Origin of the sequence: Streptomyces sp. NPDC002896, from assembly GCF_040295225.1 — a bacterium.
In the GTDB taxonomy this organism is placed as follows: domain Bacteria; phylum Actinomycetota; class Actinomycetes; order Streptomycetales; family Streptomycetaceae; genus Streptomyces.
The window spans coordinates 112,385-135,332 of sequence record NZ_JBEOVA010000005.1 but is presented as its reverse complement, the minus strand read 5'-3'; the positions used below and the strand labels follow the sequence as shown (position 1 = coordinate 135,332).

21 protein-coding genes are annotated in these 22,948 nt (G+C 70.3%); 10 read left to right on the top strand and 11 right to left on the bottom strand.

Translation table 11 applies throughout. The features are described from left to right. Positions 1–60 precede the first annotated feature (60 nt). From ABT009_RS10075 to ABT009_RS10065, 3 genes are all read left to right on the top strand, one after another. On the top strand, positions 61–1,887 hold the full coding sequence (locus tag ABT009_RS10075) for an acyl-CoA dehydrogenase (RefSeq protein ID WP_351291570.1): 1,827 nt from the start codon (positions 61–63) through the stop codon (positions 1,885–1,887). Between the two features lie 85 nt (positions 1,888–1,972). After that, positions 1,973–3,262 carry a M18 family aminopeptidase gene (locus tag ABT009_RS10070; RefSeq protein WP_351291568.1) on the top strand — a complete coding sequence of 430 codons (1,290 nt, stop codon included), beginning with the start codon at positions 1,973–1,975 and terminating at the stop codon, positions 3,260–3,262. 133 nt (positions 3,263–3,395) lie between these two features. Beyond that, on the top strand, positions 3,396–3,638 hold the full coding sequence (locus tag ABT009_RS10065) for a DUF6458 family protein (RefSeq protein ID WP_351291566.1): 243 nt from the start codon (positions 3,396–3,398) through the stop codon (positions 3,636–3,638). Positions 3,639–3,816: 178 nt separating this feature from the next. Here ABT009_RS10065 and ABT009_RS10060 read toward each other — a convergent pair whose 3' ends face one another. Together ABT009_RS10060 and ABT009_RS10055 are read right to left on the bottom strand one after the other, a co-directional pair. After that, positions 3,817–5,661, bottom strand: a complete 1,845-nt coding sequence (locus ABT009_RS10060) for a thioredoxin-like domain-containing protein (protein ID WP_351291564.1) — start codon at positions 5,659–5,661, stop codon at positions 3,817–3,819. A 15-nt stretch (positions 5,662–5,676) separates the two neighbouring features. After that, positions 5,677–6,072 carry a cupin domain-containing protein gene (locus ABT009_RS10055; protein WP_351291562.1) on the bottom strand — a complete coding sequence of 132 codons (396 nt, stop codon included), beginning with the start codon at positions 6,070–6,072 and terminating at the stop codon, positions 5,677–5,679. A 58-nt stretch (positions 6,073–6,130) separates the two neighbouring features. Between ABT009_RS10055 and ABT009_RS10050 the strand changes: the two genes are divergently transcribed. Then, positions 6,131–7,147, top strand: a complete 1,017-nt coding sequence (locus ABT009_RS10050) for a helix-turn-helix domain-containing protein (protein WP_351291560.1) — start codon at positions 6,131–6,133, stop codon at positions 7,145–7,147. After that, entirely contained in the window at positions 7,144–7,632 is a 489-nt protein-coding gene (locus ABT009_RS10045) for an LURP-one-related/scramblase family protein (protein ID WP_351291558.1), read from the top strand. Before ABT009_RS10050 ends, ABT009_RS10045 begins: the two co-directional genes overlap by 4 nt. Before the next feature lie 66 nt (positions 7,633–7,698). Here ABT009_RS10045 and ABT009_RS10040 read toward each other — a convergent pair whose 3' ends face one another. Next, a complete protein-coding gene (locus tag ABT009_RS10040) occupies positions 7,699–8,493 on the bottom strand; it encodes a carbon-nitrogen family hydrolase (protein WP_351291556.1) in 795 nt (264 codons plus the stop codon). Positions 8,494–8,643: 150 nt separating this feature from the next. On the opposite strand from ABT009_RS10040, the gene ABT009_RS10035 reads away from it, so the two are divergent. After that, positions 8,644–9,468, top strand: a complete 825-nt coding sequence (locus ABT009_RS10035) for a maleylpyruvate isomerase family mycothiol-dependent enzyme (RefSeq protein WP_351291554.1) — start codon at positions 8,644–8,646, stop codon at positions 9,466–9,468. 105 nt (positions 9,469–9,573) lie between these two features. On the opposite strand, the gene ABT009_RS10030 is transcribed toward ABT009_RS10035, so the two are convergent. After that, the gene (locus tag ABT009_RS10030) at positions 9,574–10,899 is read right to left on the bottom strand and encodes an MFS transporter (protein ID WP_351291552.1); all 1,326 of its coding nucleotides are present in this window, start codon (positions 10,897–10,899) and stop codon (positions 9,574–9,576) included. Beyond that, entirely contained in the window at positions 10,896–11,573 is a 678-nt protein-coding gene (locus tag ABT009_RS10025) for a GntR family transcriptional regulator (protein WP_351291550.1), read from the bottom strand. Before ABT009_RS10025 ends, ABT009_RS10030 begins: the two co-directional genes overlap by 4 nt. 209 nt (positions 11,574–11,782) lie before the next feature. On the opposite strand from ABT009_RS10025, the gene ABT009_RS10020 reads away from it, so the two are divergent. Next, positions 11,783–12,721: a D-alanyl-D-alanine carboxypeptidase family protein gene (locus tag ABT009_RS10020; protein WP_351291548.1), complete on the top strand. Its 939-nt coding sequence runs from the start codon at positions 11,783–11,785 to the stop codon at positions 12,719–12,721. Between the two features lie 72 nt (positions 12,722–12,793). On the opposite strand, the gene ABT009_RS10015 is transcribed toward ABT009_RS10020, so the two are convergent. Genes ABT009_RS10015 through pdhA form a run of 3 tightly spaced genes read right to left on the bottom strand, consistent with a single transcriptional unit; the run spans position 12,794 to position 16,471 of the window. Then, positions 12,794–14,302, bottom strand: coding sequence for a dihydrolipoamide acetyltransferase family protein (locus tag ABT009_RS10015; protein WP_351291546.1), 1,509 nt, complete (start codon positions 14,300–14,302; stop codon positions 12,794–12,796). Between the two features lie 10 nt (positions 14,303–14,312). Then, positions 14,313–15,293: an alpha-ketoacid dehydrogenase subunit beta gene (locus tag ABT009_RS10010; protein WP_351291544.1), complete on the bottom strand. Its 981-nt coding sequence runs from the start codon at positions 15,291–15,293 to the stop codon at positions 14,313–14,315. 2 nt (positions 15,294–15,295) lie between these two features. Continuing rightward, positions 15,296–16,471 (bottom strand): pyruvate dehydrogenase (acetyl-transferring) E1 component subunit alpha, encoded by a 1,176-nt coding sequence (pdhA, locus tag ABT009_RS10005; protein ID WP_351291542.1) that lies wholly within the window; start codon positions 16,469–16,471, stop codon positions 15,296–15,298. 334 nt (positions 16,472–16,805) lie between these two features. On the opposite strand from pdhA, the gene ABT009_RS10000 reads away from it, so the two are divergent. Further along, entirely contained in the window at positions 16,806–17,486 is a 681-nt protein-coding gene (locus ABT009_RS10000) for a response regulator (RefSeq protein WP_351291540.1), read from the top strand. A 69-nt stretch (positions 17,487–17,555) separates the two neighbouring features. Here ABT009_RS10000 and ABT009_RS09995 read toward each other — a convergent pair whose 3' ends face one another. Beyond that, on the bottom strand, positions 17,556–19,115 hold the full coding sequence (locus ABT009_RS09995; protein WP_351291538.1) for a protein kinase domain-containing protein: 1,560 nt from the start codon (positions 19,113–19,115) through the stop codon (positions 17,556–17,558). 359 nt (positions 19,116–19,474) lie between these two features. Here ABT009_RS09995 and ABT009_RS09990 point away from each other — a divergent pair, with 359 nt between their 5' ends. Then, a complete protein-coding gene (locus tag ABT009_RS09990) occupies positions 19,475–21,127 on the top strand; it encodes a protein kinase domain-containing protein (RefSeq protein WP_351291536.1) in 1,653 nt (550 codons plus the stop codon). 159 nt (positions 21,128–21,286) lie between these two features. On the opposite strand, the gene ABT009_RS09985 is transcribed toward ABT009_RS09990, so the two are convergent. Both ABT009_RS09985 and ABT009_RS09980 read right to left on the bottom strand, forming a co-directional pair. Then, the gene (locus ABT009_RS09985) at positions 21,287–21,829 is read right to left on the bottom strand and encodes a bacterial proteasome activator family protein (protein WP_351291534.1); all 543 of its coding nucleotides are present in this window, start codon (positions 21,827–21,829) and stop codon (positions 21,287–21,289) included. A 380-nt stretch (positions 21,830–22,209) separates the two neighbouring features. Beyond that, positions 22,210–22,395, bottom strand: coding sequence for a hypothetical protein (locus tag ABT009_RS09980; RefSeq protein ID WP_351291532.1), 186 nt, complete (start codon positions 22,393–22,395; stop codon positions 22,210–22,212). 82 nt (positions 22,396–22,477) lie between these two features. Here ABT009_RS09980 and ABT009_RS09975 point away from each other — a divergent pair, with 82 nt between their 5' ends. Beyond that, positions 22,478–22,696, top strand: coding sequence for a hypothetical protein (locus ABT009_RS09975; RefSeq protein WP_351291530.1), 219 nt, complete (start codon positions 22,478–22,480; stop codon positions 22,694–22,696). The last annotated feature ends 252 nt before the right edge of the window (positions 22,697–22,948 follow it).

Here is a 22,948-nt window from a genome sequence, read left to right as displayed (position 1 = left end):
GTAGCTACTTGCTGGTACGTGTATGAGGAACCCTCCCGAACTGCTAACGGAGCCGTCGCCATGGGGCACTACAAGTCGAATCTCCGCGACATCGAGTTCAACCTCTTCGAGGTGCTCGGGCGCGACAAGCTGTACGGCACCGGCCCGTTCGCGGAGATGGACACCGACACCGCCAAGAGCATCCTCGAGGAGCTGACCCGGCTCGCGGAGAACGAGCTGGCCGAATCCTTCGCGGAGGCCGACCGCAACCCGCCGGTGTTCGACCCGGAGACCAACACCGCCCCCGTCCCGGCGTCCTTCAAGAAGTCCTACAAGGCCTTCATGGACTCCGAGTACTGGCGCCTGGGCCTGCCCGAGGAGATCGGCGGCACCACCGCCCCGCCGTCGCTGATCTGGTCGTACGCGGAGCTGATCCTCGGCGCGAACCCGGCGGTCTGGATGTACTCGTCCGGTCCCGCGTTCGCCGGCATCCTCTTCGACGAGGGCAACGAGGTCCAGAAGAAGATCGCGCAGATAGCGGTCGAGCGGACCTGGGGCTCCACGATGGTGCTCACCGAGCCCGATGCCGGTTCGGACGTGGGCGCGGGCCGCACCAAGGCGATCCAGCAGGAGGACGGCTCCTGGCACATCGAGGGCGTCAAGCGCTTCATCACGTCCGGTGAGCACGACATGGAGGAGAACATCCTCCACTACGTCCTCGCCCGCCCCGAGGGCCACGGCCCCGGCACCAAGGGCCTGTCCCTCTTCCTCGTCCCGAAGTACCTCTTCGACTTCGAGACCGGCGAGCTGGGCGAGCGCAACGGCGTCTACGCGACGAACGTCGAGCACAAGATGGGCCTGAAGGCCTCCAACACCTGCGAGATGACCTTCGGCGACCGCCACCCCGCCAAGGGCTGGCTGATCGGTGACAAGCACGACGGCATCCGCCAGATGTTCCGCATCATCGAGTTCGCCCGCATGATGGTCGGCACGAAGGCGATCTCCACGCTCTCGACGGGTTACCTCAACGCCCTCGAGTACGCCAAGGAGCGCGTCCAGGGCCCCGACCTGGCGAACTTCATGGACAAGGCCGCGCCCAAGGTCACCATCACGCACCACCCGGACGTGCGTCGCTCGCTGATGACGCAGAAGGCGTACGCGGAGGGCATGCGCGCCCTGGTCCTGCACACCGCGGCCGTCCAGGACGAGATCGCGGTCAAGGAGGCGGCGGGCGAGGACACCTCTCAGCTGCACGCGCTGAACGACCTGCTCCTGCCGATCGTGAAGGGCTACGGCTCCGAGAAGGGCTACGAGCAGCTCGCGCAGTCCCTGCAGACCTTCGGCGGCTCCGGCTTCCTGCAGGAGTACCCGATCGAGCAGTACATCCGCGACGCCAAGATCGACACCCTCTACGAGGGCACGACCGCGATCCAGGGCCAGGACTACTTCTTCCGGAAGATCGTCCGCAACCAGGGCGCCGCGCTGAACTCGCTCGCCGAGGACATCAAGAAGTTCCTCGCGGTCGGCACCGGCGGCGAGGAGCTGGCCGCGGCCCGCGACTCCCTCGCCAAGGCGGCCGTCGAGCTCGAGGCGATCGTCGGCGTCATGCTGACCGACCTCGCGGCCACCGAGCAGGACGTCAAGAACATCTACAAGGTGGGCCTCAACACCACCCGCCTGCTGCTGGCCTCCGGTGACGTGGTCGTCGGCTACCTGCTGCTGCGCGGGGCGGCCGTCGCCGCCGAGAAGCTGGAGACCGCCTCCGCGAAGGACAAGGCGTTCTACAGCGGCAAGATCGCGGCCGCGAAGTTCTTCGCCGCCAACATCCTGCCGGGCGTCGCCGTCCAGCGTCAGCTGGCCGAGGTTGTCGAGCTGGACCTGATGGACCTCGACGAGGCAGCCTTCTAGTCAACCCGGCTAGAGACGCCCCCCTTTACGAGGGCCCGCTTCCCACCCCCGGGAGCGGGCCCTCGTACGTCGTTAAGGTGATCCCATGACCACTCCGCCATGCTTCGACCGAGGCCACACCGACGACCTCATGTCCTTCCTCACGGCGAGCCCGTCGCCGTACCACGCCGTGGCGAGCGCCGCCGAGCGGCTGGAGAAGGCCGGCTTCCGGCAGGTCTCGGAGACCGACGCCTGGGAGGGGTCGACCGGCGGGAAGTACGTGCTGCGCGGCGGCGCGATCGTCGCGTGGTACGTGCCGGAGGGCGCCGCACCGCACACGCCGTTCCGCATCGTCGGCGCGCACACCGACTCCCCGAACCTGCGGGTCAAGCCCCTGCCCGACACCGGAGCGCACGGCTGGCGGCAGGTCGCGGTCGAGATCTACGGCGGGCCGCTGCTCAACTCCTGGCTGGACCGCGACCTGGGCCTCGCGGGCCGGCTCTCGCTGCGCGACGGCTCGAGCGTGCTGGTCAACGTCGACCGGGCGCTGCTGCGCGTACCGCAGCTGGCCATCCACCTCGACCGGTCCGTCCACACCGAGGGCCTCAAGCTCGACAAGCAGAGACACCTCCAGCCGATCTGGGGACTGGGCGACCCGGACGAGGGCGACCTGATCCGCTTCCTGGAGGAGGAGAACGGGCTCCAGCACGGCGACGTCACCGGCTGGGACCTGATGGTCCACTCGATCGAGCGCCCCTCCTATCTGGGCCGCGACCGCGAGCTGATGGCCGGACCGCGCCTGGACAACCTGCTGTCCGTGCACGCGTGCACGGCGGCGCTCGCGGCGGTGGCGGGCGCCGATCTCCCCTACATCCCGGTGTTCGTCGCCTTCGACCACGAGGAGAACGGGTCCCAGTCCGACACCGGCGCGGACGGGCCGCTGCTCGGTTCGGTCCTGGAGCGGTCGGTCTTCGCACGCGGCGGCTCGTACGAGGACAAGGCGCGCGCCTTCGCCGGGACGGTGTGCCTGTCCTCCGACACGGGCCACGCCGTGCACCCCAACTACGCGGAGCGGCACGACCCGACGCACCACCCGCGCGCGAACGGCGGACCGATCCTCAAGGTCAACGTCAACAACCGCTACGCGACGGACGGTTCGGGCCGCGCCGTGTTCGCCGCGGCGTGCGAGAAGGCGGGCGTCCCCTTCCAGTCCTTCGTCTCCAACAACGCGATGCCGTGCGGCACGACGATCGGCCCGATCACCGCCGCCCGGCACGGCATCAAGACCGTCGACATCGGCGTCGCGATCCTGTCGATGCACAGCGCCCGCGAACTGTGCGGCGCGGACGACCCGTTCCTGCTGGCGAACGCGCTGGTGGCGTTCCTGGAGGGCTGACGCCCCGTCGGAAGCGCCGCGTCAGGCGCTTGCGTGGGGTTTTCAAATCCCTGCGTCCGCATGGCTGTTCCCATCAGGGGTACTCGACCTCGACCCGGAACAGCCATACGGGACTTACAGGGAGGCGACACTCATGGGCCTCGGCGGGTGCATCATCCTCATCGCCGTGGGAGCCATCCTCACGTTCGCGACCGACTGGGACATGAAGGGAGTCAACCTCGACGTGGTCGGGGTGATCCTCATGGCGGTCGGCCTCATCGGCGTGGCCACATTCAGCAGCATCGCAAGGCGCCGCCGGGTACTGATGCCGCCGGGTTCCCCGGTGGTGGAGGAAGAGCGGCACCATCACCATGGGGGCGGCGGGTACGGCGGCTAGCGGTACCGGCACCACTGTGGGTAGGCGTTCCGCAGGGCGATGGGGGTCCCCCCCTGCTCTGGGGGTACCTCCCAGGCCCTTAAGGCACTGGGGGAGAAGCCGAGAGCTTGGGGGAGGGTGGGCACAGCCCCACGACGGCGGGTAACCCGACGTCGAACGGTGCCCACCCGGGCGGACGTCAGCCCTCGTCCATGCCGGCCAGCACGAGCGGCAGCCGCGACGCCCCGCCCGCCGCAAGGCGAACCGGCACCCCCCAGTCCTGCTGGTGCACATGGCAGGCCGGGTACTCGTTGGCCGGATCGTCATCGCACGACGCGGCCATGGCGGAGACGTGCAGCACGCCCTCCGGCACGGAGGGGTTGAGCTCGACCACGCGGTCGAGATCCGTCCCCGCGCCCTCGCCGGCGAGCAGCAGCTCAGCCGGCGTAGAGGAGACAAGGAGCCGGGTCGACGGCCCGTACCGCGTATCCAGCTTCTGCCCGGCCGGCGCCTGGAAGATCACGTCCAGCTGGAGCTTGCCGGGGGCGACCTCGGTCGCGGCCCGCTGCGTCCGGTGGGCGACCGACTCCACGCGCACGGCCTCCTCCGGCAGGCGCAGCCGCGTCAGCCGGTGCCGGGCCGACTCGACGACCACGATGTCGCCGGACTCGGCGAGCAGCACAGCGTCGCTCGGCTCCCGCAGATCGGTGGCGAGCGTGCTCACCTCGCCCGTCGCGGGGTCATAGCGGCGCAGGGCGTGGTTGTACGTGTCGCTGACGGCGACGGAGCCGTCGGGGAGGGCGGTGACGCCGAGCGGGTGCTGGAACAGGGCCTGCTCGGCGTCCCCGTCGCGGTGCCCGAAGTCGAACAGTCCGGTGCCTACAGCGGTGTGCACGGCGCCGTCGGCGTCCACCCAGCGCAGCGCTGACGACTCCGAGTCGGCGAGCCACAGCCGCTGCCCGTCCGCCGACACGGCGAGCCCGGACGGCTGCGCGAACCACGCCTCGGCGCCCGGCCCGTCGACGAGACCCTCGTTGGTCGTGCCCGCCGCGACCGCGACGCTCCCGTCCTTCGGGTCGTACGTCCACAGCTGGTGGACACCGGCCATCGCGATCCACACCTTGCCGCCGAAGACGGCCACGTCCCAGGGGGACGAGAGATCGATCTCGCGGGCCGGGCCGCTGGTCGGCGAGCCCTGCCACCACTGGCGGCCGGTCCCGGCGAGCGTCGTGACCGCGCCCGTGGCTAGGTCGAGGCGGCGCAGCGCGTGGTTCACGGCGTCGGCGACGACGACCGCCGCCCCGTCGTCGATGAGGGCCAGACCCTGCGGCTCGCTGAAGGCCGCCGCGTCCGCCGGTCCGTCGGCGAAGCCGCGCTGGCCCGAGCCGATACGCCGTACGACGCTCTCGCCGTCGGCGGCCAGCTCCACCAGCTGGTGCCGGGTCGTGTCGCTGACCAGGAAGTTCCCGGACGGCAGGAGCAGCGCCTTGCCGGGGAAGCGCAGGTCGGTGGCGACGGGCTCCGGCGGTACGTAGGGGCCGTCGCCGCGGCGCAGGGTGCCCTTCGCCTCGTGCTCGGCCTCCAGCTCCTCGACGAGCTTCGCGATCGCGTGCGCATGGCCCTCGCCGGCGTGCTGCGCGACGACGTACCCCTCGGGGTCGATGACGACGAGGGTGGGCCAGGCACGGACCGCGTACTGCTTCCAGGTGGCGAGCTCGGGGTCGTCGAGGACCGGGTGCTCGACGCCGTACCGCTCGACGGCGTCCACGACGGCCTGGTGCTCGGCCTCGTGCACGAACTTCGGCGAGTGCACGCCGATGATCACGACGGTGTCGCGGTGCTTCTCCTCAAGCTCGCGCAGCTCGTCCAGGACATGCAGGCAGTTGATGCAGCAAAAGGTCCAGAAGTCCAGGATGACGATGCGTCCCCGCAGGTCAGCGAGGGTGTACTGCTGGTCGCCTGTGTTGAGCCAGCCGCCCTTGCCGATCAGCTCGGGGGCACGGACACGGGCGCGGCGCGGCTGCGCGGAGGAGACGTCGTTCATCCTTCAAGGGTGCCATTACGCGAGAGCGTGCCCGGTCGTGGCGTCCACGTGGGCGGGGATCTCGTCGTGGCGGTCGCCGACGGTCAGGGTGCCGGTGGGTTCGAACATCAGGATCGAGGCGCCGGACGGAGCGCTCGGCTTGTGCTCGGTGCCGCGCGGGACGGTGAAAACCGAGCCCTTGGGGAGCGTGACCGTGCGCTCGCCGGCTCCCGGCTCGCGCAGCGCGATCGTCAGCTCGCCGTCGATGACAAGGAAGAACTCGTCCGTGTGCTCGTGGGCGTGCCAGAGGTGCTCGCCTTCGACCTTGGCGATGCGTACGTCGTAGTCGTTGACGCGGGTGACGATGCGGGGGCTCCAGCGGTCGTCGAAGGAGGCTAGGGCGGAGGCGAGGGAGATCGGTTCGTCGCTCATGCTCATGCGCCCATCCTCGGGCGGGACGTCCCGCGCGTGTGAGTGCTAGAAATCGCACATGCCGCAAGATTCCTCGCACCCGACAGGGCCCGCGCAGCCCACGAGGCCCCACCGCGTCGTCGTCATCGTCGACGAGAACTCGAACCCCTTCGAGCTGGGCTGTGCGACGGAGGTCTTCGGCCTGCGCAGGCCGGAGCTGGGGCGGCAGCTGTACGACTTCGCGCTGTGCTCGCCCGAGCCCCGCACGCTCATGCGGGACGGTTTCTTCACGCTCACCGGCGTCGCGGGTCTGGAGGCGGCCGACTCGGCAGACACCCTGATCGTGCCGAACAGACCGGACACCGACGTGCCGCGCCGTCCCGCCGTGCTGGAGGCCGTCCGTCGGGCGCATGCGCGCGGCACCCGGCTGGTGGGCTTCTGCTCGGGCGCCTTCACGATCGCCGAGGCCGGGCTGCTCGACGGGCGCCGGGCCGCCTGTCACTGGATGTGGGCAGAGTCCTTCCGGGCGCGCTTCCCCCGGGTGGGACTGGAACCCGACGTCCTGTTCGTGGACGACGGCGACATCCTCACTGCGTCGGGCAGCGCCTCCGCGCTCGACCTCGGGCTGTACATCGTGCGCCGCGACCACGGCGCCGAGATCGCCAATGCCGTCAGCCGACGCCTCGTCTTCGCTGCCCACCGCGACGGCGGGCAGCGGCAGTTCGTGGAGCGGCCGGTCCCCGACGTACCGGACGAGTCCCTCGCGCCGCTGCTGGCCTGGGCCCAGGAGCGGCTCGGCGAACCGCTGACCGTCGCGGACCTCGCCGCGCGGGCCGCGGTGAGCCCGGCCACCCTGCACCGCCGGTTCCGGGCCCAGCTCGGCACCACCCCGCTGGCCTGGCTGAGCGGCGAGAGGGTGGCGCTGGCCTGCCGCCTCATCGAACGCGGCGAGGTACGCCTCGACGTGGTCGCCCAGCGCAGCGGCCTCGGCACCGCGGCGAACCTGCGCGCCCGGCTGCGCCGCGAGACGGGGCTCAGCCCGTCGGCGTACCGGCGGCGTTTCGGGCCTGCTGCGGGGGAACCCCTGAGCGCATGAGATACCTCGTACGCGACCGGATCCTCGGCATCGGTGACGACTACTGGATCGAGGACGAGCAGGGCAGCAAGGCGTTTCTTGTCGACGGCAAGGCGTTGTCCCTGCGGGACACCTTCGAGCTGAAGGACCCGCTGGGGCAGGTGCTGATCGTCGCCCGGCGGAAGATGCTGGCGTTGCGCGGGGCGATGGTGATCGAGCGGGACGGCGAGCCCCTGGCCACCGTGCAGCGCAAGCGCCTGTCGCTCCTGCGCAACCACTACCGCGTGGCCCTGGCGGACGGCACCGAGATGCACGTCCGCGGCAAGATCCTGGACCGCGAGTTCACCGTCGAACGCGACGGCTTGCCCCTGGCCCGTATCTCGCGCCGATGGCTGCACGTGCGCGAGACGTACGGTGTCGAAATCCTGGACGACCAGGCGGACCCGTCCCTGCTGCTCGCGATCACGGTGTGCGTGATCCAGCTGGCGGACAGGGAACAGGGATAAGGCAAGGGGTGCGCTACGGAGGGGTGAGCGCGAACGCCGCCGCGAGGCCGACGCCCGATCCCTCGGTCAGCGGCGCGGCGCGTCCAGCCCCAGCACCCGGTCCTTCAGCGCCGGGAACTGCTCACGGGTCGTGGCCACACGGCCCGGGTCGAGCTCCACGGTGAGGACCTCCTCGCCGGCCCCGGCCTCGCCGAGCACCTCGCCCCAGGGGTCGACCACGATGCTGTGCCCTGCCTGGGGCACCCCCGCATGCGTACCGGCCGTCCCGCACGCCAGCACATACGCCTGGTTCTCCACGGCGCGTGCCTGCGCGAGCAGCGTCCAGTGGGACCGCCGCCGCTCCGGCCAGCCTGCGGGGATGACCAGCAGTTCGGCGCCCGCGTCGACCAGCCCCCGGAACAGCTCGGGGAAGCGCAGGTCGTAGCAGGTGGCGAGGCCGGCCGTCGTGCCCGGCAGCCGTACCGTCACCAGGCTGCTGCCCGCGCCCATCAGCACGGCCTCGCCCTTGTCGAAGCCGAAGCGGTGGATCTTGCGGTAGGCGGCGGCAAGCTCCCCGTCGGGGGAGAAGACGAGCGAGGTGTTGTAGAGCGGGCCTTCCGGGTCCCGTTCCGGGATCGACCCGGCGTGCAGCCAGACGCCCGCGTCGCTCGCGGCCTTGGCCATCGCCTCGTACGTCGGTCCCTCCAGGGGCTCCGCCTCGGCGGCGAACGACTCGTACGCGAAGGCGCCCGTGGTCCACAGCTCGGGCAGCACGACGAGATCGGCGCCCGCCTGCTCACTCACCAGAGAGGCCGCGCGTTGCCGTCGGGAATCAACCGATTCGTTGTCGTCCACGCCGATCTGGATGAGCGAAGCGCGCACACTACCACCGTCCTGGCATTCGACCCGTCCACGCGGGCCTACGATCGTCACACGAAAGCACTGCCGGGGTGCCTTCAGGCAGCGTAACTTAGCTGCCGAGCCTCCCACCCAGTTCCGTTCCGCCCGCGCACCAACCGCCCGAGGGGTCCCGTGAGTCTCCATCCCAGCCTTCAGACCTATGCCGACGCCTGGACCCACTCCGTGGACGCTATAACCGAGCTGGTGCAGCCGCTCGTGGAGGGGGAGTGGAACAGGGCGACGCCCTGCCCGGGCTGGTCCGTGCGGGACATCGTCTCCCATGTCATCGGCCTGGACTGCGAGATGCTGGGCGACCCGCGGCCGATCCACACGCTGCCGCGCGATCTGTACCACGTGAAGACCGAGCACCAGCGCTATATGGAGATGCAGGTCGATGTGCGGCGGCACCACACCGCACCTGAGATGACCTCCGAACTGGAGTACACGGTCATCCGCCGCTCGCGGCAGCTGCGCAACGAGGGCCGGCACCCGGAGGCCACGGTCCGCGGGCCGCTGGGCACCGAGCAGACCCTGGAGCACGCCATGCGGATGCGGGCGTTCGACATCTGGGTGCACGAGCAGGATCTGCGCGCGGCTCTCGGACAGCCCGGCAACCTGGACTCCCCCGGCGCCTACGTCACCCGTGATCTGCTCCTGGCGGCGCTGCCCAAGGTGGTCGCCAAGGACGCGGGGGCGCCCGCGAATTCGGCGGTCGTCTTCGACGTGAACGGTCCGGTGGACTTCCTGCGCACCGTCCGCGTGGACGCCGAGGGCCGCGGCACCATCGACGGGGCCCCGTCCCTCGGGCCCGCCGTGACGCTCAGCATGGACTGGGAGACGTACGTCCGCCTGGCCTGCGGCCGCATAGGGCCGCTGGACGTCGCGGACCGCGTGAAGTCGGAGGGCGACCAGGACCTGGCGGCGGCGATCCTGCGCCACTTCACGGTGACGCCGTAGAGGTATTCAGCCCGTCTGGGGGCACCTCCCAGCGGTAGCTGGGGGAGATTGAGGATGAGCCCGAAGGGCGATCCGGGGGTCCGGGGGCCGGAGCCCCCGGTTCGGTCACGCCGGAACGTGGACCGCCTCCACCCGGGAGGCGACCAACCGCTCCCGCTCCCGCCGAACCGCCCGCTTCCGCAACCGCAGCACCTGGCTCATCCCCAGCGCCTGCAGCACGAAGATCACCGAGAACGCCACGCGATAGTTGTCGCCGGTCGCGTCCAGCAGCACACCCACGGCGAACAGCGTCGTCATGGAGGCGGTGAAGCCGCCCATGTTGACGATGCCGGATGCCGTGCCCTGACGCTCCGGCAGGTTCGCGGGCCGAGCGAAGTCGAAACCGATCATCGAGGCCGGTCCGCAGGCGCCGAGCACTGTGCACAGCACGACGAGCAGCCACATCGGGGCGTGGTCGCCGGGGTAGGCGAGCGTGGCGGCCCAGGCCACCGCTGTCGCGGTGACCGTCCCTATCGCCAGCGGGGCCCGCGCCGCATGGTGCCGCGCGACGATCTGCCCGTAGACCAGGCCGATCACCAGATTGGACACGACGACCAGGGTGAGCAGTTCGCCCGCCGTCGCCCGGGACAGGCCCTGCGCCTCGACGAGGAACGGCAGGCCCCACAGCAGCAGGAACACCATCGCCGGGAACTGCGTCGTGAAGTGCACCCACATGCCGAGCCGGGTGCCGGGCTCCCGCCAGGCCGCGGCGATCTGGCGGCGTACGTACACGGCGCCCTGGTGCGGCAGCGGCTGCGGTTCGTGTCCTTCGGGGTGGTCCTTGAGGAAGAGCACGAGCAGGACGAGGACGACGACGCCGGCCAGCGCGCTGCCCGCGAACGCCGCGGTCCAGCCGACGCCCTGCAGCAGCTGGGCCAGCACCATCGTCGAGACGAGGTTGCCCGCCATGCCCGCGAGGCCCGCGAGCTGGGCGACCATCGGCCCGCGGCGGGCCGGGAACCAGCGGGTACCAAGACGCAGAACGCTGATGAACGTCATCGCATCACCGCAGCCCAGCAGCGCCCGTGCGGCGAGCGCCGTCCCGTACGACGGGGAGAGCGCGAAGCCGAGCTGGCCGGCCGTGAAGAGCACGGCGCCGATGGTCAGCACCTTCTTGGTGCCGAGCCGGTCGACCATCAGGCCCACGGGTATCTGCATGCCCGCGTAGACGAGCAGTTGGAGGATCGAGAAGGTCGACAGCGCGGAGGCGTTGATGTGGAAGCGGTCGGCGGCGTCCAGGCCCGCGACTCCGAGGGATGTGCGGAAGATGACGGCGACGAAGTAGACGGAGACGCCGATCGACCAGATGGCGACGGCGCGCCGGCCGCCGGGCGGATCGCCGGGCAGGGAGCCCGCGGAGGATGCGGACGCGGAGGAGGCGGAGGAGCTCATCGGACCTCGCCCCGGGCCAGGTGGGAGAACCAGTCGACGTGCCGGTGGACGACGGCGACGGCCGCCTCGCCGTCGCCCGAGCGCAGGGCGTCGAGGATCTCCTGGTGCTCGACGAGGGTCTTGGCGATCCGGTCGGGGTGCGAGTGCATCACGGCGACTCCCATCCTGAGCTGACGGTCACGCAATTGGTCGTAGAGGCGCGAGAGGATCTCGTTGCCGCCGCTGCGGACGATCTCGGCGTGGAAGCAGCGGTCGGTGACGGCCGCCTCGGCCAGGTCTCCGGCCGCGGCCTGGGCCTTCTGCTTCTCCAGCAACTCCTCGAGGCGCGCGATCAGTCGGGGGGACGCGGGCACGGCCTTGCGCGCGGCGTGCTCCTCGACCAGCAGGCGGGTCTCGACGACGTCGGCGATCTCCTGGGCGGAGACGGGCAGGACCAGCGCGCCCTTCTTCGGGTAGAGCTTGATGAGCCCTTCGACCTCCAGCCGGAGCAGCGCCTCGCGTACGGGCGTACGGGAGACGCCGACGGCCTCGGCGAGCTCGCCCTCGGTGAGCAGCGTCCCGCCCTCGTAACGCCGCTCCAGGACCGAGTTTTTGACGTGGTGGTAAACGCGGTCGGCGGCGGGAGGTTGCTTGACGGGGTTGGGGACGGCTGGGGAGGACGGGCCTGAAGGCATGCGCACATCATAGATACAACACGTACGCAAGGTCGCGCCTCGTCCACGATGCGGACCGAAAAAGCCCTCCACGCCCGTTGTGTAACCCACGTCACAGACCAACACCCGTTTGCTGTGCATCCCTTTTCGTCCGCCGATCGTCTGTGCGGGCGAACGGCATCGTCATGTGCCGTTTCTTCAGGGCATTTCGCGCAACCGGAGCGTTCACTTTGATAACCGGCTTTAAAGGCAGGCGTATCCGCAGAGCGGCCGCCGTCGTCCTCACCATCGGCGCCGTCCTGGCAGGCGGAGCCCTGGCGTCGCCCGCGCAGGCCGCCACCGCGCCCACCAACAGCGCCAAGGGCGCCTACCTGCTGGACAACGCGTCCGGCTCCCAGCTCTACAGCAAGTACGGGAACACCCGGCGGCCGATGGCCAGCACGACGAAGATCATGACGGCCCGTGTCGTCCTCAGCCAGACGAATCTCGACCTGGACCGCAAGGTCACCATCCGGCAGGCCTACCGGGACTACGTCACCGCGAAGGGCGCGAGCACCGCCGATCTCAAGACCGGCGACAAGGTGACCGTCCGCCAGCTGCTCTACGCGATGCTGCTGCCGTCCGGCTGCGACGCGGCCTACGCTCTCGCCGACACGTTCGGCAGCGGCGACACCCGCGCGGCGCGTGTGAAGTCGTTCATCGGCAAGATGAACAAGAAGGCCGAGTACCTGGGCCTGACCAACACCAAGTTCGACTCCTTCGACGGCATCTCCACGACGGGGAACAACTACACGACGCCGAAGGACCTCGCGAAGCTCGCGCGCAGCGCGATGAAGTACTCGACGTTCCGCACCGTCGTGAAGACCCAGAAGACCGTCCGCTACGCGACGACCAGCACCGGCGGCACCCGCACCTACACCTGGTACAACACCAACAAGCTGCTCGGCTCCTACACCGGTGCGATCGGCGTGAAGACCGGCACCAGCTCGTCGGCCGGCCCGTGCCTGGTCTTCGCGGCCACGCGCGGCGACAGGACCCTGATCGGGGTCGTCCTCAACGACACCAACCGCTTCACGGACGCCGCGAAGCTGCTGGACTACGGCTTCGGAACGAACACCGCGTCGACGATGCAGCTGCGGACGCTGCCCAGCGGCGCACAGCAGGACTGACGTACGACTGAGGGGTGTCCGGCACCGCCGGACACCCCTCGAGAGTCGTATGGCCGTTCCCGGCCCGGACGCCTACGCCCAGGTGATCAGCCGCTTCGGCTGCTCCAGGATCGCCGCGACATCGGCCAGCACCTTCGAGCCCAGCTCGCCGTCGACCAGACGGTGGTCGAAGGACAGCGCGAGCGTGGTGACCTGCCGGGGCTTGACCTTGCCCTTGTGGACCCACGGCTGGAGCTTGATCGCGCCGATCGCGAGGATCGCGGACTCACCGGGGTTGAGGATGGGCGTACCGGTGTCGACGCCGAAGACGCCGACGTTGGTGATGGTGACCGTGCCGCCCTGCATCGCGGCCGGGGAGGTCTTGCCGTCCCTGGCCGTCGACACCAGCTCACCCAGCGCCGTGGCCAGCTCCGGCAGGGTCTTGGCGTGCGCGTCCTTGATGTTCGGCACGATCAGACCGCGGGGCGTGGCGGCGGCGATGCCCAGGTTCACGTAGTGCTTGAGCACGATCTCCTGGTTGGCCTCGTCCCAGGATGCGTTGACCTCCGGGTTGCGGCGGATCGCGACGAGGAGCGCCTTGGCGATGAGCAGCAGCGGGTTGACCCGCAGGCCGTCCATCTCCTTGTCCTGCTTGAGCTCCTCGACCAGCTTCATCGTGCGCGTCACGTCGACCGTCACGAACTCCGTGACGTGCGGCGCGGTGAAGGCCGAACCGACCATCGCCTGGGCTGTGGCCTTGCGGACGCCCTTGACGGGGATGCGGGTTTCGCGTGGGCCCTCGAAGGAGACCGCAGGGGCGGGCACGGCGGCCGGCGCCGGCGCAGGGGCTACGGGCACGACCGGAGCCTCCGTCACCGCGGGCCCCGGGGCCGGGGCGACAGCCGCGTGCACGTCCTCGCGCGTGATGATCCCGCCGGGCCCGGTGGGCGTCACGGTCGTCAGATCGACACCGAGGTCCTTGGCGAGCTTGCGGACGGGGGGCTTGGCGAGCGGGCGGGGCTCGGCGGTCGCGCCGCCGTGGCCGTTGAGCTCCGTCTGCAGCGCGGCCGTGGCCTCGGCGGGCGCCGGCGGGTAGTACGGCTCCGCCGGTGCCGGCTGCTCGGGCTGCTGCCGCTCCGGCTGCTGCGCCGGAACACCCGCAGCAGGAACGCCGCCGGCCGGGAGGCTCGTGCCCTTGCGGGGCCGCCGCTTCGTCGAGGACTGCGCGACCCCGTACCCCACGAGGACCGGCTGCCGTCCCTCGGGCTGGGCCTCCTCGGCGGGCTCGGCGGGAGCCTCGGGGGCCGACGTACCGGCGGCGGACGTTCCCCCGCCCGCCACGTCCACGGAGATGATCACCTCTCCGACGTCCACCGTCGTGCCCTCCGGGAACCGCAGCTCCTGGACCACCCCGTCGTAGGGGATGGGCAGTTCGACGGCCGCCTTGGCGGTCTCGACCTCGCAGACCACCTGGCCGTCGGTGACCGTGTCACCCGGCCGGACGTACCACTTGAGGATCTCCGCCTCCGTGAGCCCCTCGCCCACGTCGGGCATCTTGAACTCGCGGACAGCGGTCGGCGAAGCATCTGTCATCGTCGTCACGACCCTCTCCTCAGTACGCCAGCGAGCGGTCGACGGCGTCGAGCACCCGGTCCAGGCCCGGCAGGTACTCCTCCTCCAGGCGCGCCGGCGGATACGGGGCGTGGTAGCCGCCGACCCGCAGCACGGGGGCCTCGAGGTGGTAGAAGCACCGCTCGGTGATCCGCGCGGCGATCTCCGCGCCCGTCCCCAGGAACACCGGGGCCTCGTGGACCACGACCAGGCGCCCGGTCTTCTCGACCGACGTCTGCACACTGTCGAAGTCGATCGGCGACATGGAGCGCAGGTCCAGGACCTCCAGGGACTTGCCCTCCTCCTGCGCGGCGGCCGCGGCCTCCACGCAGACCTTCACCATCGGTCCGTACGCCACGAGCGTCAGGTCCGATCCCGGGCGCACGACGCGGGCCTTGTGGAGCTGGCCGGGGATGGCCTCGGTGTCGACCTCGCCCTTGTCCCAGTAGCGCCGCTTCGGCTCGAAGAAGATCACCGGGTCGTCGCTCTGGATGGCCTGCTGCATCATCCAGTAGGCGTCGGACGAGTTCGAAGGGGAGACCACCTTCAGGCCCGCCACGTGCGCGAACAGCGCCTCGGGCGACTCCGAGTGGTGCTCGACCGCGCCGATGCCGCCGCCGTAGGGGATCCGGATGACGACCGGCAGCTTGACCTTGCCGAGCGAGCGGGCGTGCATCTTCGCGAGCTGCGTGACGATCTGGTCGTACGCCGGGAAGACGAAGCCGTCGAACTGGATCTCCACCACCGGGCGGTACCCGCGCAGGGCGAGGCCGATCGCCGTGCCGACGATGCCCGACTCGGCGAGCGGGGTGTCGATCACCCGGTCCTCGCCGAAGTCCTTCTGCAGCCCGTCCGTGACGCGGAAGACGCCGCCGAGCTTGCCGACGTCCTCACCCATGATCAGGACCTTGGGGTCGGTCTCGAGCGCCGTGCGCAGCGATTCGTTGATCGCCTTGGCCAGGGCCATCTTCTCTGCAGCCATGATCAGGCCCCTTCCCCGTCTGCGAACGACGCCTGGTAGGCGGCGAACTGGGCGCGCTCCTCGTCGACGAGCGCGTGCCCGTCCGCGTACGCGTTCTCGAAGATGGCGAAGTGGTCCGGATCCGGCATGGCCCGCACCTTCTCACGCACGTGCTTGCCCAACGCCTCGCTCTCCGCCTCGAGTTCCGCGAAGAATCCCTCGTCCGCGTGGTTTTCGGCCTCCAGATAGCTGCGCAGTCGCAGGATCGGGTCCTTGGCCTCCCACGCGAGGCGCTCGTCGTCGAGGCGGTAGCGGGTCGGGTCGTCGGAGGTCGTGTGGGCGCCCATGCGGTAGGTGAAGGCCTCGACCAGCGTGGGGCCCTCGCCGCGCCGGGCACGCTCCAGGGCCCACTTGGTCACGGCCAGGCAGGCGAGTACGTCGTTGCCGTCGACGCGGACGCCCGGGAAGCCGTAGCCCTGGGCGCGCTGGTAGAGCGGCACGCGGGTCTGCTTCTCGGTCGGCTCGGAGATCGCCCACTGGTTGTTCTGGCAGAAGAACACGACGGGTGCGTTGTAGACCGCGGAGAAGGTGAACGACTCGGCGACGTCGCCCTGGCTGGACGCGCCGTCGCCGAAGTACGCGATCACGGCCGCGTCGGCGCCGTCCTTGGCCAGGCCCATCGCATAGCCGGTGGCGTGCAGCGTCTGCGAGCCGATGACGATCGTGTACAGGTGGAAGTTGTTGCTGTTCGGGTCCCAGCCGCCGTGGTTGACGCCCCGGAACATGCCGAGCAGGTTCGTCGGGTCGACGCCGCGGCACCAGGCGACGCCGTGCTCGCGGTAGGTCGGGAAGACGTAGTCGTCCGGGCGGGTGGCGCGGCCGGAGCCGATCTGGGCGGCCTCCTGGCCGAGGAGCGAGGCCCACAGGCCCAGCTCGCCCTGGCGCTGCAGGGACGTCGCCTCCGCGTCGAAGCGGCGGGTCAGCACCATGTCCCGGTACAGCCCGCGCAGCTCCTCGGGGGTGATGCCGGCGATGTACTCGTCGTACTCCGCGTGCGGCACCCGCTTGCCCTCGGGGGTCAGCAGCTGTACGAGTTCAGGCTCCGATTGCGATACGCCCGGCGATGCCTTCCCCGGCGACGCCTTCCGGGCGCCGGTGCGCTTGCGCGGTTTACGCGCGGCAGTGCTCTCCACGGTCACGTGTGCTCCTCCGTCGGTCCGGCCCCCCGGGTTTGCCGGGTGGCCAGTGCGGCTCGCCTGATCCGTACGTTGCACGGGGTGGGTGCGACTCGGCCGGGAACAGGCGTGACAGGTGCCCCGGCGAGCGCCCTGCAGTAGGCACGTTACCCAGTGCCCCGCACATCTGCGAAACCCCTCTGACCTGCGATTTTGCTTGGATTTCCAAGTAAATCGACGATCGGGGGAACAGCCGCTGGTCACAGCACTGGTCAGGGCCCCTGCAGGGGGCCGGAACACCGGCACGTTATCCCGGCGACACCGGGCGCGGGAAGAGTACGTGTGTGACACTTATCGGGTGCAGGAAAGCGGAAATATCAGGGTATTTCTTCTCGATGACCACGAGGTCGTCCGGCGCGGCGTCCATGATCTCCTCTCCGTCGAGGACGACATCGAGGTCGTCGGCGAGGCGGGCACGGCCGCCGAGGCGCTGGTGCGCATTCCGGCCACCCGCCCGGACGTGGCAGTGCTAGACGTGCGCCTGCCGGACGGCAGCGGCGTCGAGGTCTGCCGCGAGATCCGCTCCGGGGACGAGCACATCAAGTGCCTGATGCTGACCTCGTACGCCGATGACGAGGCCCTCTTCGACGCGATCATGGCCGGCGCCTCCGGCTACGTCCTGAAGGCGATCCGCGGAAACGAGCTGCTCTCCGCCGTACGCGACGTGGCCGCCGGAAAGTCCCTGCTCGACCCGGTGGCGACCGCCCGGGTCCTGGAGCGCCTGCGCGCCGGCCGAGAGGACAAGGGCGACGACCGGCTGACGAACCTGACCGAGCAGGAGCGCAAGATCCTCGACCTGATCGGCGAGGGCATGACCAACCGGGCCATCGGCGAGCGGCTGCACCTCGCCGAGAAGACGATCAAAAACTATGTCTCCGGGCTGCTCTCGAAGCTCGGCATGGAACGCCGGTCGCAGGCGGCGGCGTTTGTGGCGCGGATGCAGGCGGAGAAGCCGGGCTCGAGCCCGTCGGGCGTTTGAGGACGAGCCCGCGGGCGATTTCGGGGGCCTAGGGCGGGGCCCACAGCCACCCTCGCGGGCCGGGGGTCATCAACCGCCGATGCCGCCCTGGGTGCCGGCCTGCTCCGTCGGGTCGAGCGTCGCCCCGCCCGTCGACTCGTCGTCCGTCGGAGTCGGCTCCTCGGACGTCTCCTCGGTTTCCGAAGGAGTCGGCTGCGTCGGCTCGTCCGTCGACTCCGTCTCGCTCGGCGAGGGGCTCTCCTCACCGCTGGACTGCGACGGAGACGGCGTGTAGTCCGTCTCGCTACCAGTGCCATCGTCCGGGAAGGACGTGTCCTCGGTCGCCTCGTCCTCGGTCGCGGTCTCGCTCGGCGTCTTCTCCTTGTCGGACTGGGTAACCGTCGGCGACTGCGTGGTCCCCGTACCGCCACCGTCCCCACCGCCGCCGTTGAGCGCCAGCGCGACGCCCGCCGCGATGGCGATCACCGCGAGCACGGCGAGGAGCCACAGCTTGCCGCGGCCGCTGCCTCCGCCCTCGCGGTAGCCGCCGTCGAAACCGCCGTCGTCACCGCCCGGCGGCCGCAGCATCGGCTGCGCGATCTGCGCGGTGCCGGAGTCGGGGTGCGGCAGAGCGGTCGTGCCCGCGAAGCCCATGGCCGGGGTCGAGCCGCCCTCGTGCATCTCCACGGGGCCGGTGTTCCACGTACCGGTGTGGCCGCCCTTCTCGTAGAGCATCTGCAGCGCGTACTGGACGAGCCCGCGCATCTCCTCGGCCGTCTGGAACCGGTCGTCCGGCTCCTTCGCGAGCGAGCGCATGACGAGGCCGTCGAGCTCCGGCGGTACCCCATCCGAGGCCTCGGACGGGGGCACGGGAATGTCCTGGACGTGCTGGTAGACGACGGACAGCGGGGTCTCGCCGGTGAACGGCGGGCGCAGCGCGAGGAGTTCGTAGAGCAGACAGCCCGTCGCGTACAGGTCGCTGCGGTGGTCGACGGCCTTGCCCAGCGCCTGCTCGGGCGAGAGGTACTGCGGGGTGCCCATGACCATGCCGGTCTGCGTCATCGTCGACTGCGCGCCGTGCAGGGCACGCGCGATGCCGAAGTCCATCACCTTCACCGCACCGGTGTCGGTGATGATCACGTTCGCGGGCTTGATGTCGCGGTGCACGATGCCGTGCTGGTGCGAGTACGCGAGCGCCTCGAGGACGCCGGAGACGATGATCAGCGCCTGCTCGGGGCCCGGAGCCTCCGCGTTGATCAGCAGATCGCGGATCGTGCGGCCCTCGACGATCTCCATGACGATGTACGGCACGACGGTGCCGCCGACCTGGTCCTCGCCGGAGTCGTAGACCGCCACCACCGCGTGGTGGTTGAGGCCCGCCACCGACTGGGCCTCGCGCGTGAAGCGCGCCTTGGAGACCGGGTCCTCGGCGAGGTCGGAGCGGAGCAGCTTGACGGCGACCGTGCGGCCGAGCCGTACGTCCTCGGCTGCGAACACCTCGGCCATGCCGCCCCGGCCGAGTCTGCGGGTCAGCCGGTATCGTCCGTCTCCGACAAGCCCGCCGTTGCCCCACAATTCCGGCGCATCTGACATACCGCCGCCAGTCGCCTCGGGGTCGGACGGGCCCTGAGCGCGCTGCGTCTGTGCCATCAGTCCTCGCCGTCGTTTCTGCCCCGCGTCCGCGCGGTGGTTCTTACGGTCTTCCGTCCGCCCACGCTACAGCCTTCACGCAACGCACCGGTCCGAGATGGACCGGCCATGAAACCTCGGGGGGCCGTCACCTTGCAAATCAGGGTCCCCGGGGATGCACGTCCTGTGTACCGCCCGTACGGTCCCTGTAACGCTTCCGCGAACCCTTCTTGCCCGTACGGTCACGGAACGGGCACCGAGCTTGACGTGTCAGTGCCCTCGGGCAGACTTGGCCGGGAATAAGAGAATCGATCACGGATCAAACGGATCGCGGGGAGCAGCCCGGCAGCTACCGCCCGCGCCGATGGGGGACCCAGAAGATGAGCCACGACGGCGCACAGGGCCGGTACGCGGAGCGTTCGATTGCCGGCGGGCGGTACCAACTGCGCGATCTGCTCGGCCAGGGCGGCATGGCGTCGGTCCACCTCGCCTACGACTCGGTGCTCGACCGTCAGGTCGCGATCAAGACGCTGCACACCGAGCTCGGGCGGGAGCAGGCCTTCCGTGAGCGGTTCCGGCGCGAGGCCCAGGCCGTGGCCAAACTCACGCACACGAACATCGTCTCGGTCTTCGACACCGGCGAGGACACGCTCGACGGCATGACGACGCCGTACATCGTCATGGAGTACGTCGAGGGCAAGCCGCTCGGCTCCGTGCTCGACGCGGACGTCGCGCAGTACGGCGCGATGCCGGCCGACAAGGCCCTGAAGATCACCGCGGATGTGCTGGCGGCCCTGGAGATCAGCCACGAAATGGGCCTGGTCCACCGGGACATCAAGCCGGGAAACGTGATGATGACGAAGCGCGGCGTCATCAAGGTCATGGACTTCGGCATCGCGCGCGCCATGCAGTCGGGTGTCACGTCCATGACGCAGACCGGCATGGTCGTCGGCACCCCGCAGTACCTCTCGCCGGAGCAGGCGCTCGGCAGGGGCGTCGACGCGCGCTCCGACCTGTACTCCGTCGGCATCATGCTGTTCCAACTGGTCACCGGACGGCTGCCGTTCGACGCCGACTCGCCGCTGGCCATCGCGTACGCGCACGTCCAGGAGGTGCCGGTCGCCCCCTCCTCGGTCAACCGGGCGCTGCCCCCGGCGGTGGACGCGCTGGTCGCCCGCGCGCTGAAGAAGAACCCCAACGAACGCTTCCCGAGCGCCGAGGCGATGCGCGACGAGTGCCTGCGCGTGGCCCAGTCGCTGCATCCGGCTGCGCCCAGCATCGTGCCGGGTACGCAGACGCCGAGCGGCGCGGGCGTCGGCTCCGCCGTCTTCCCGCCGGTGGACCAGTCGACGCCGGCCCCGACGGGGAACGTGCAGACGCCGTACCAGCCGGGCCCCTACGGCGCCCCCACCCCGTCACCCGCCCCCACTCCGGGGTACGGCTATCCGCAGCAGAGCGGCTACCAGCACCCGGCAGCGACCCCTGCCCCGGCGGCGTACGCACACCAGGGCGGCCTGCAGACCCCGCCTCCGTACGTCATCTCGACCCAGCCGGCGGGCGGTTCGGGTGCCCCGGGCGGCGGCCGGAAGAGCAGCATGCCGGTGATCGTCGGCTCGATCGTCGTCGCGCTGATCGCCATAGGCGGCCTGATCACGGCCATCACGCTGAACGGGGACGACGGGGGCAGCGACGGCTCGGAGGCGAACGGTTCGCCGTCGGCGTCGGCGTCGGAGGTCGCGGGGCACAAGGGGCCGGACACGACGAAGAAGATCGACAAAGCGGAGTGCACCGAGCCCGGCGAGTCGTACAACGACGAGAACAAGATCAAGGTCCCCAACTTCGTCTTCAAGAACATCGACTCGGTGAAGGAGTGCCTGCAGGCGGCCGGCTGGGGTTACAAGATCAAGTACGTCGACGAGAACACGTACGGCGAGGGCACGATCATGCAGCAGTTCCCCGAGGCGGACACGGACGAAGACCCCAAGGACATGCCGGACTTCCAGCTCAGCATCTCGACGGGCGACCCGGCGTAGCAGCAGGCGAGCACCACACGACACGAAAGGGCCCGGCAGGCGCGTGATGCGCCTGCCGGGCCCTTCTTGGTCGGTGTACTTCGTCCGTGTGGTGCGGTGCGGCTCGGTGCCACGAGGCCGGTCTACGGGTACGGGCCCCTGTGGAGCGCCGAGGTTCACCTACAGGTATGGGCCTCCGGCGCGGCCGCCCGCGCGCGGGTCCTGGCCGTCCTCCATGCCGCCGACTCCCGGGGGCAACGCGCGGCGCATCTGCTCCAGTTGGGCCCGCGCTGCCATCTGCTGGGCGAACAGGGTCGTCTGGATCCCGTGGAAGAGGCCCTCGAGCCAGCCCACCAACTGGGCTTGCGCGATACGCAGTTCGGCATCCGAGGGAATCGCTTCGTCCGTGAAGGGGAGGGAGAGCCGCTCCAGCTCCTCGACAAGTTCGGGCGCAAGTCCGTCCTCGAGCTCCTTCACGGAACTCGAGTGGATCTCCTTGAGCCGCTGCCTGCTCGCCTCGTCCAGAGGCGCCGCCCTGACCTCCTCCAGCAGCTGCTTGATCATGCTGCCGATCCGCATGACCTTGGCGGGCTGCTCCACCATCTCCGTCACCGGGACCTCGCGGGAGTCGTCGTCTCCTACGCCGCCGAGCGCCATTCCGTCCTGGCCCACGACCAGGACCTGGGGGCTCTCCGGCGACCTTTCGTTCCTCGGCATCTCCATGCCGCCCATTCTCTCGCACACGTACGTCTCTTCTCGGTGGTGCCCCCGCGTGCCCGTGATCCACCGTGTACGCGCGGCTGCGTTCTGTCGAGTCCGGGCCGGTCAGGGGCTGGATGCGGGCTGCGCGTGTCCGTCGTGAGAAATGTCGCGGGAGAGGCGGTCGACGGCGCGGCGCGGGTGGTTCACGGGAGCGAATTTCTGCCCGTCCGGCGCTTGAGGACGAGCAAATTCAGCCCGTCCGGCGCTTGAGGACGAGCCCGTCAGGGCGATGGGGGTGTGGGGGCGAAGCCCCCCAACGGGGTCCAGGGGCTGGCCCCCGCCGCGCGGCGGAGCCGCATATCAGGTGCAGCGGGAAGGGGCGGGGCGGGCGCAAAAAACCGTCAGCCGCGCCGCAGCCGCAGGGCCAGGAAGGCGAGCCCGAGCCCTACGAGGACCAGTCCGGTGCCGAGCGGCAGAACCCCCAGGACAGGCCCGGTGGGGCCGGCGGCCTGCCCACGTGGGTCAGGCGTGGCGTCGGCCGACGCGGTGGGCGTCGAGGTCGGCCCTACGGCCTCGTCGCGATGCACGGGGGGATCCGGCGGCCACGGCACAGAGGAACCGGAGGACGCCGAGGAGCTGGACGAAGGAGAGTCGGAGGACGGGGCACCGGTGCCGCTCGACGCAGGCCCGGAGGCCGTACCCGTCGGCTCGGCACTGTCGTCCGACGGCGGCGGGTCCGCACGTCCCGGTCTGGGCCGCCCTTCGCCGGGGCGGCTCCCGGCCCGCGACTCCTCGGCGGCGGGAACCGTACGCCCGGGACTCGGCTCGGCGGCCGGCGCGTATGCGTACGCACGAACGGCAGAGGGCGGGCCAGGAGACGGCAGCTGATGCCATGCGGGGGTGAGCAGGGCCCAGCCAGGGGAGAGAAGCAGCCCGGCGAGCAGCAGGAGCCCGGCGGGGCAATGCGTTCGGAGCCGTGGAGTCACATCGGTGACCCCCTCCCGGTGCCAGGAAGGCACAATCGGTGGTGCCGTGAGACACGACTGCCATGAGTCGCGATACGGAGCAATCGTCACATCTCACGACAATGCAGGCACTGGGCCTGATCCATTTGGCCGCCCCGTGCACCCGGGAGGGTGG

Coding starts and splice junctions, on each gene's coding strand:
- ABT009_RS10045 (WP_351291558.1), top strand. CDS start 7,144: ATGAGATACCTCGTACGCGACCGGATCCTCGGCATCGGTGACGACTAC.
- ABT009_RS10025 (WP_351291550.1), bottom strand. CDS start 11,573: ATGCCTTCAGGCCCGTCCTCCCCAGCCGTCCCCAACCCCGTCAAGCAA.
- ABT009_RS10030 (WP_351291552.1), bottom strand. CDS start 10,899: ATGAGCTCCTCCGCCTCCTCCGCGTCCGCATCCTCCGCGGGCTCCCTG.
- ABT009_RS10055 (WP_351291562.1), bottom strand. CDS start 6,072: ATGAGCGACGAACCGATCTCCCTCGCCTCCGCCCTAGCCTCCTTCGAC.
- ABT009_RS10050 (WP_351291560.1), top strand. CDS start 6,131: ATGCCGCAAGATTCCTCGCACCCGACAGGGCCCGCGCAGCCCACGAGG.
- ABT009_RS10070 (WP_351291568.1), top strand. CDS start 1,973: ATGACCACTCCGCCATGCTTCGACCGAGGCCACACCGACGACCTCATG.
- ABT009_RS09995 (WP_351291538.1), bottom strand. CDS start 19,115: ATGGCACAGACGCAGCGCGCTCAGGGCCCGTCCGACCCCGAGGCGACT.
- ABT009_RS10075 (WP_351291570.1), top strand. CDS start 61: ATGGGGCACTACAAGTCGAATCTCCGCGACATCGAGTTCAACCTCTTC.
- ABT009_RS10060 (WP_351291564.1), bottom strand. CDS start 5,661: ATGAACGACGTCTCCTCCGCGCAGCCGCGCCGCGCCCGTGTCCGTGCC.
- ABT009_RS09985 (WP_351291534.1), bottom strand. CDS start 21,829: ATGGAGATGCCGAGGAACGAAAGGTCGCCGGAGAGCCCCCAGGTCCTG.
- ABT009_RS10010 (WP_351291544.1), bottom strand. CDS start 15,293: ATGGCTGCAGAGAAGATGGCCCTGGCCAAGGCGATCAACGAATCGCTG.
- ABT009_RS09990 (WP_351291536.1), top strand. CDS start 19,475: ATGAGCCACGACGGCGCACAGGGCCGGTACGCGGAGCGTTCGATTGCC.
- ABT009_RS10065 (WP_351291566.1), top strand. CDS start 3,396: ATGGGCCTCGGCGGGTGCATCATCCTCATCGCCGTGGGAGCCATCCTC.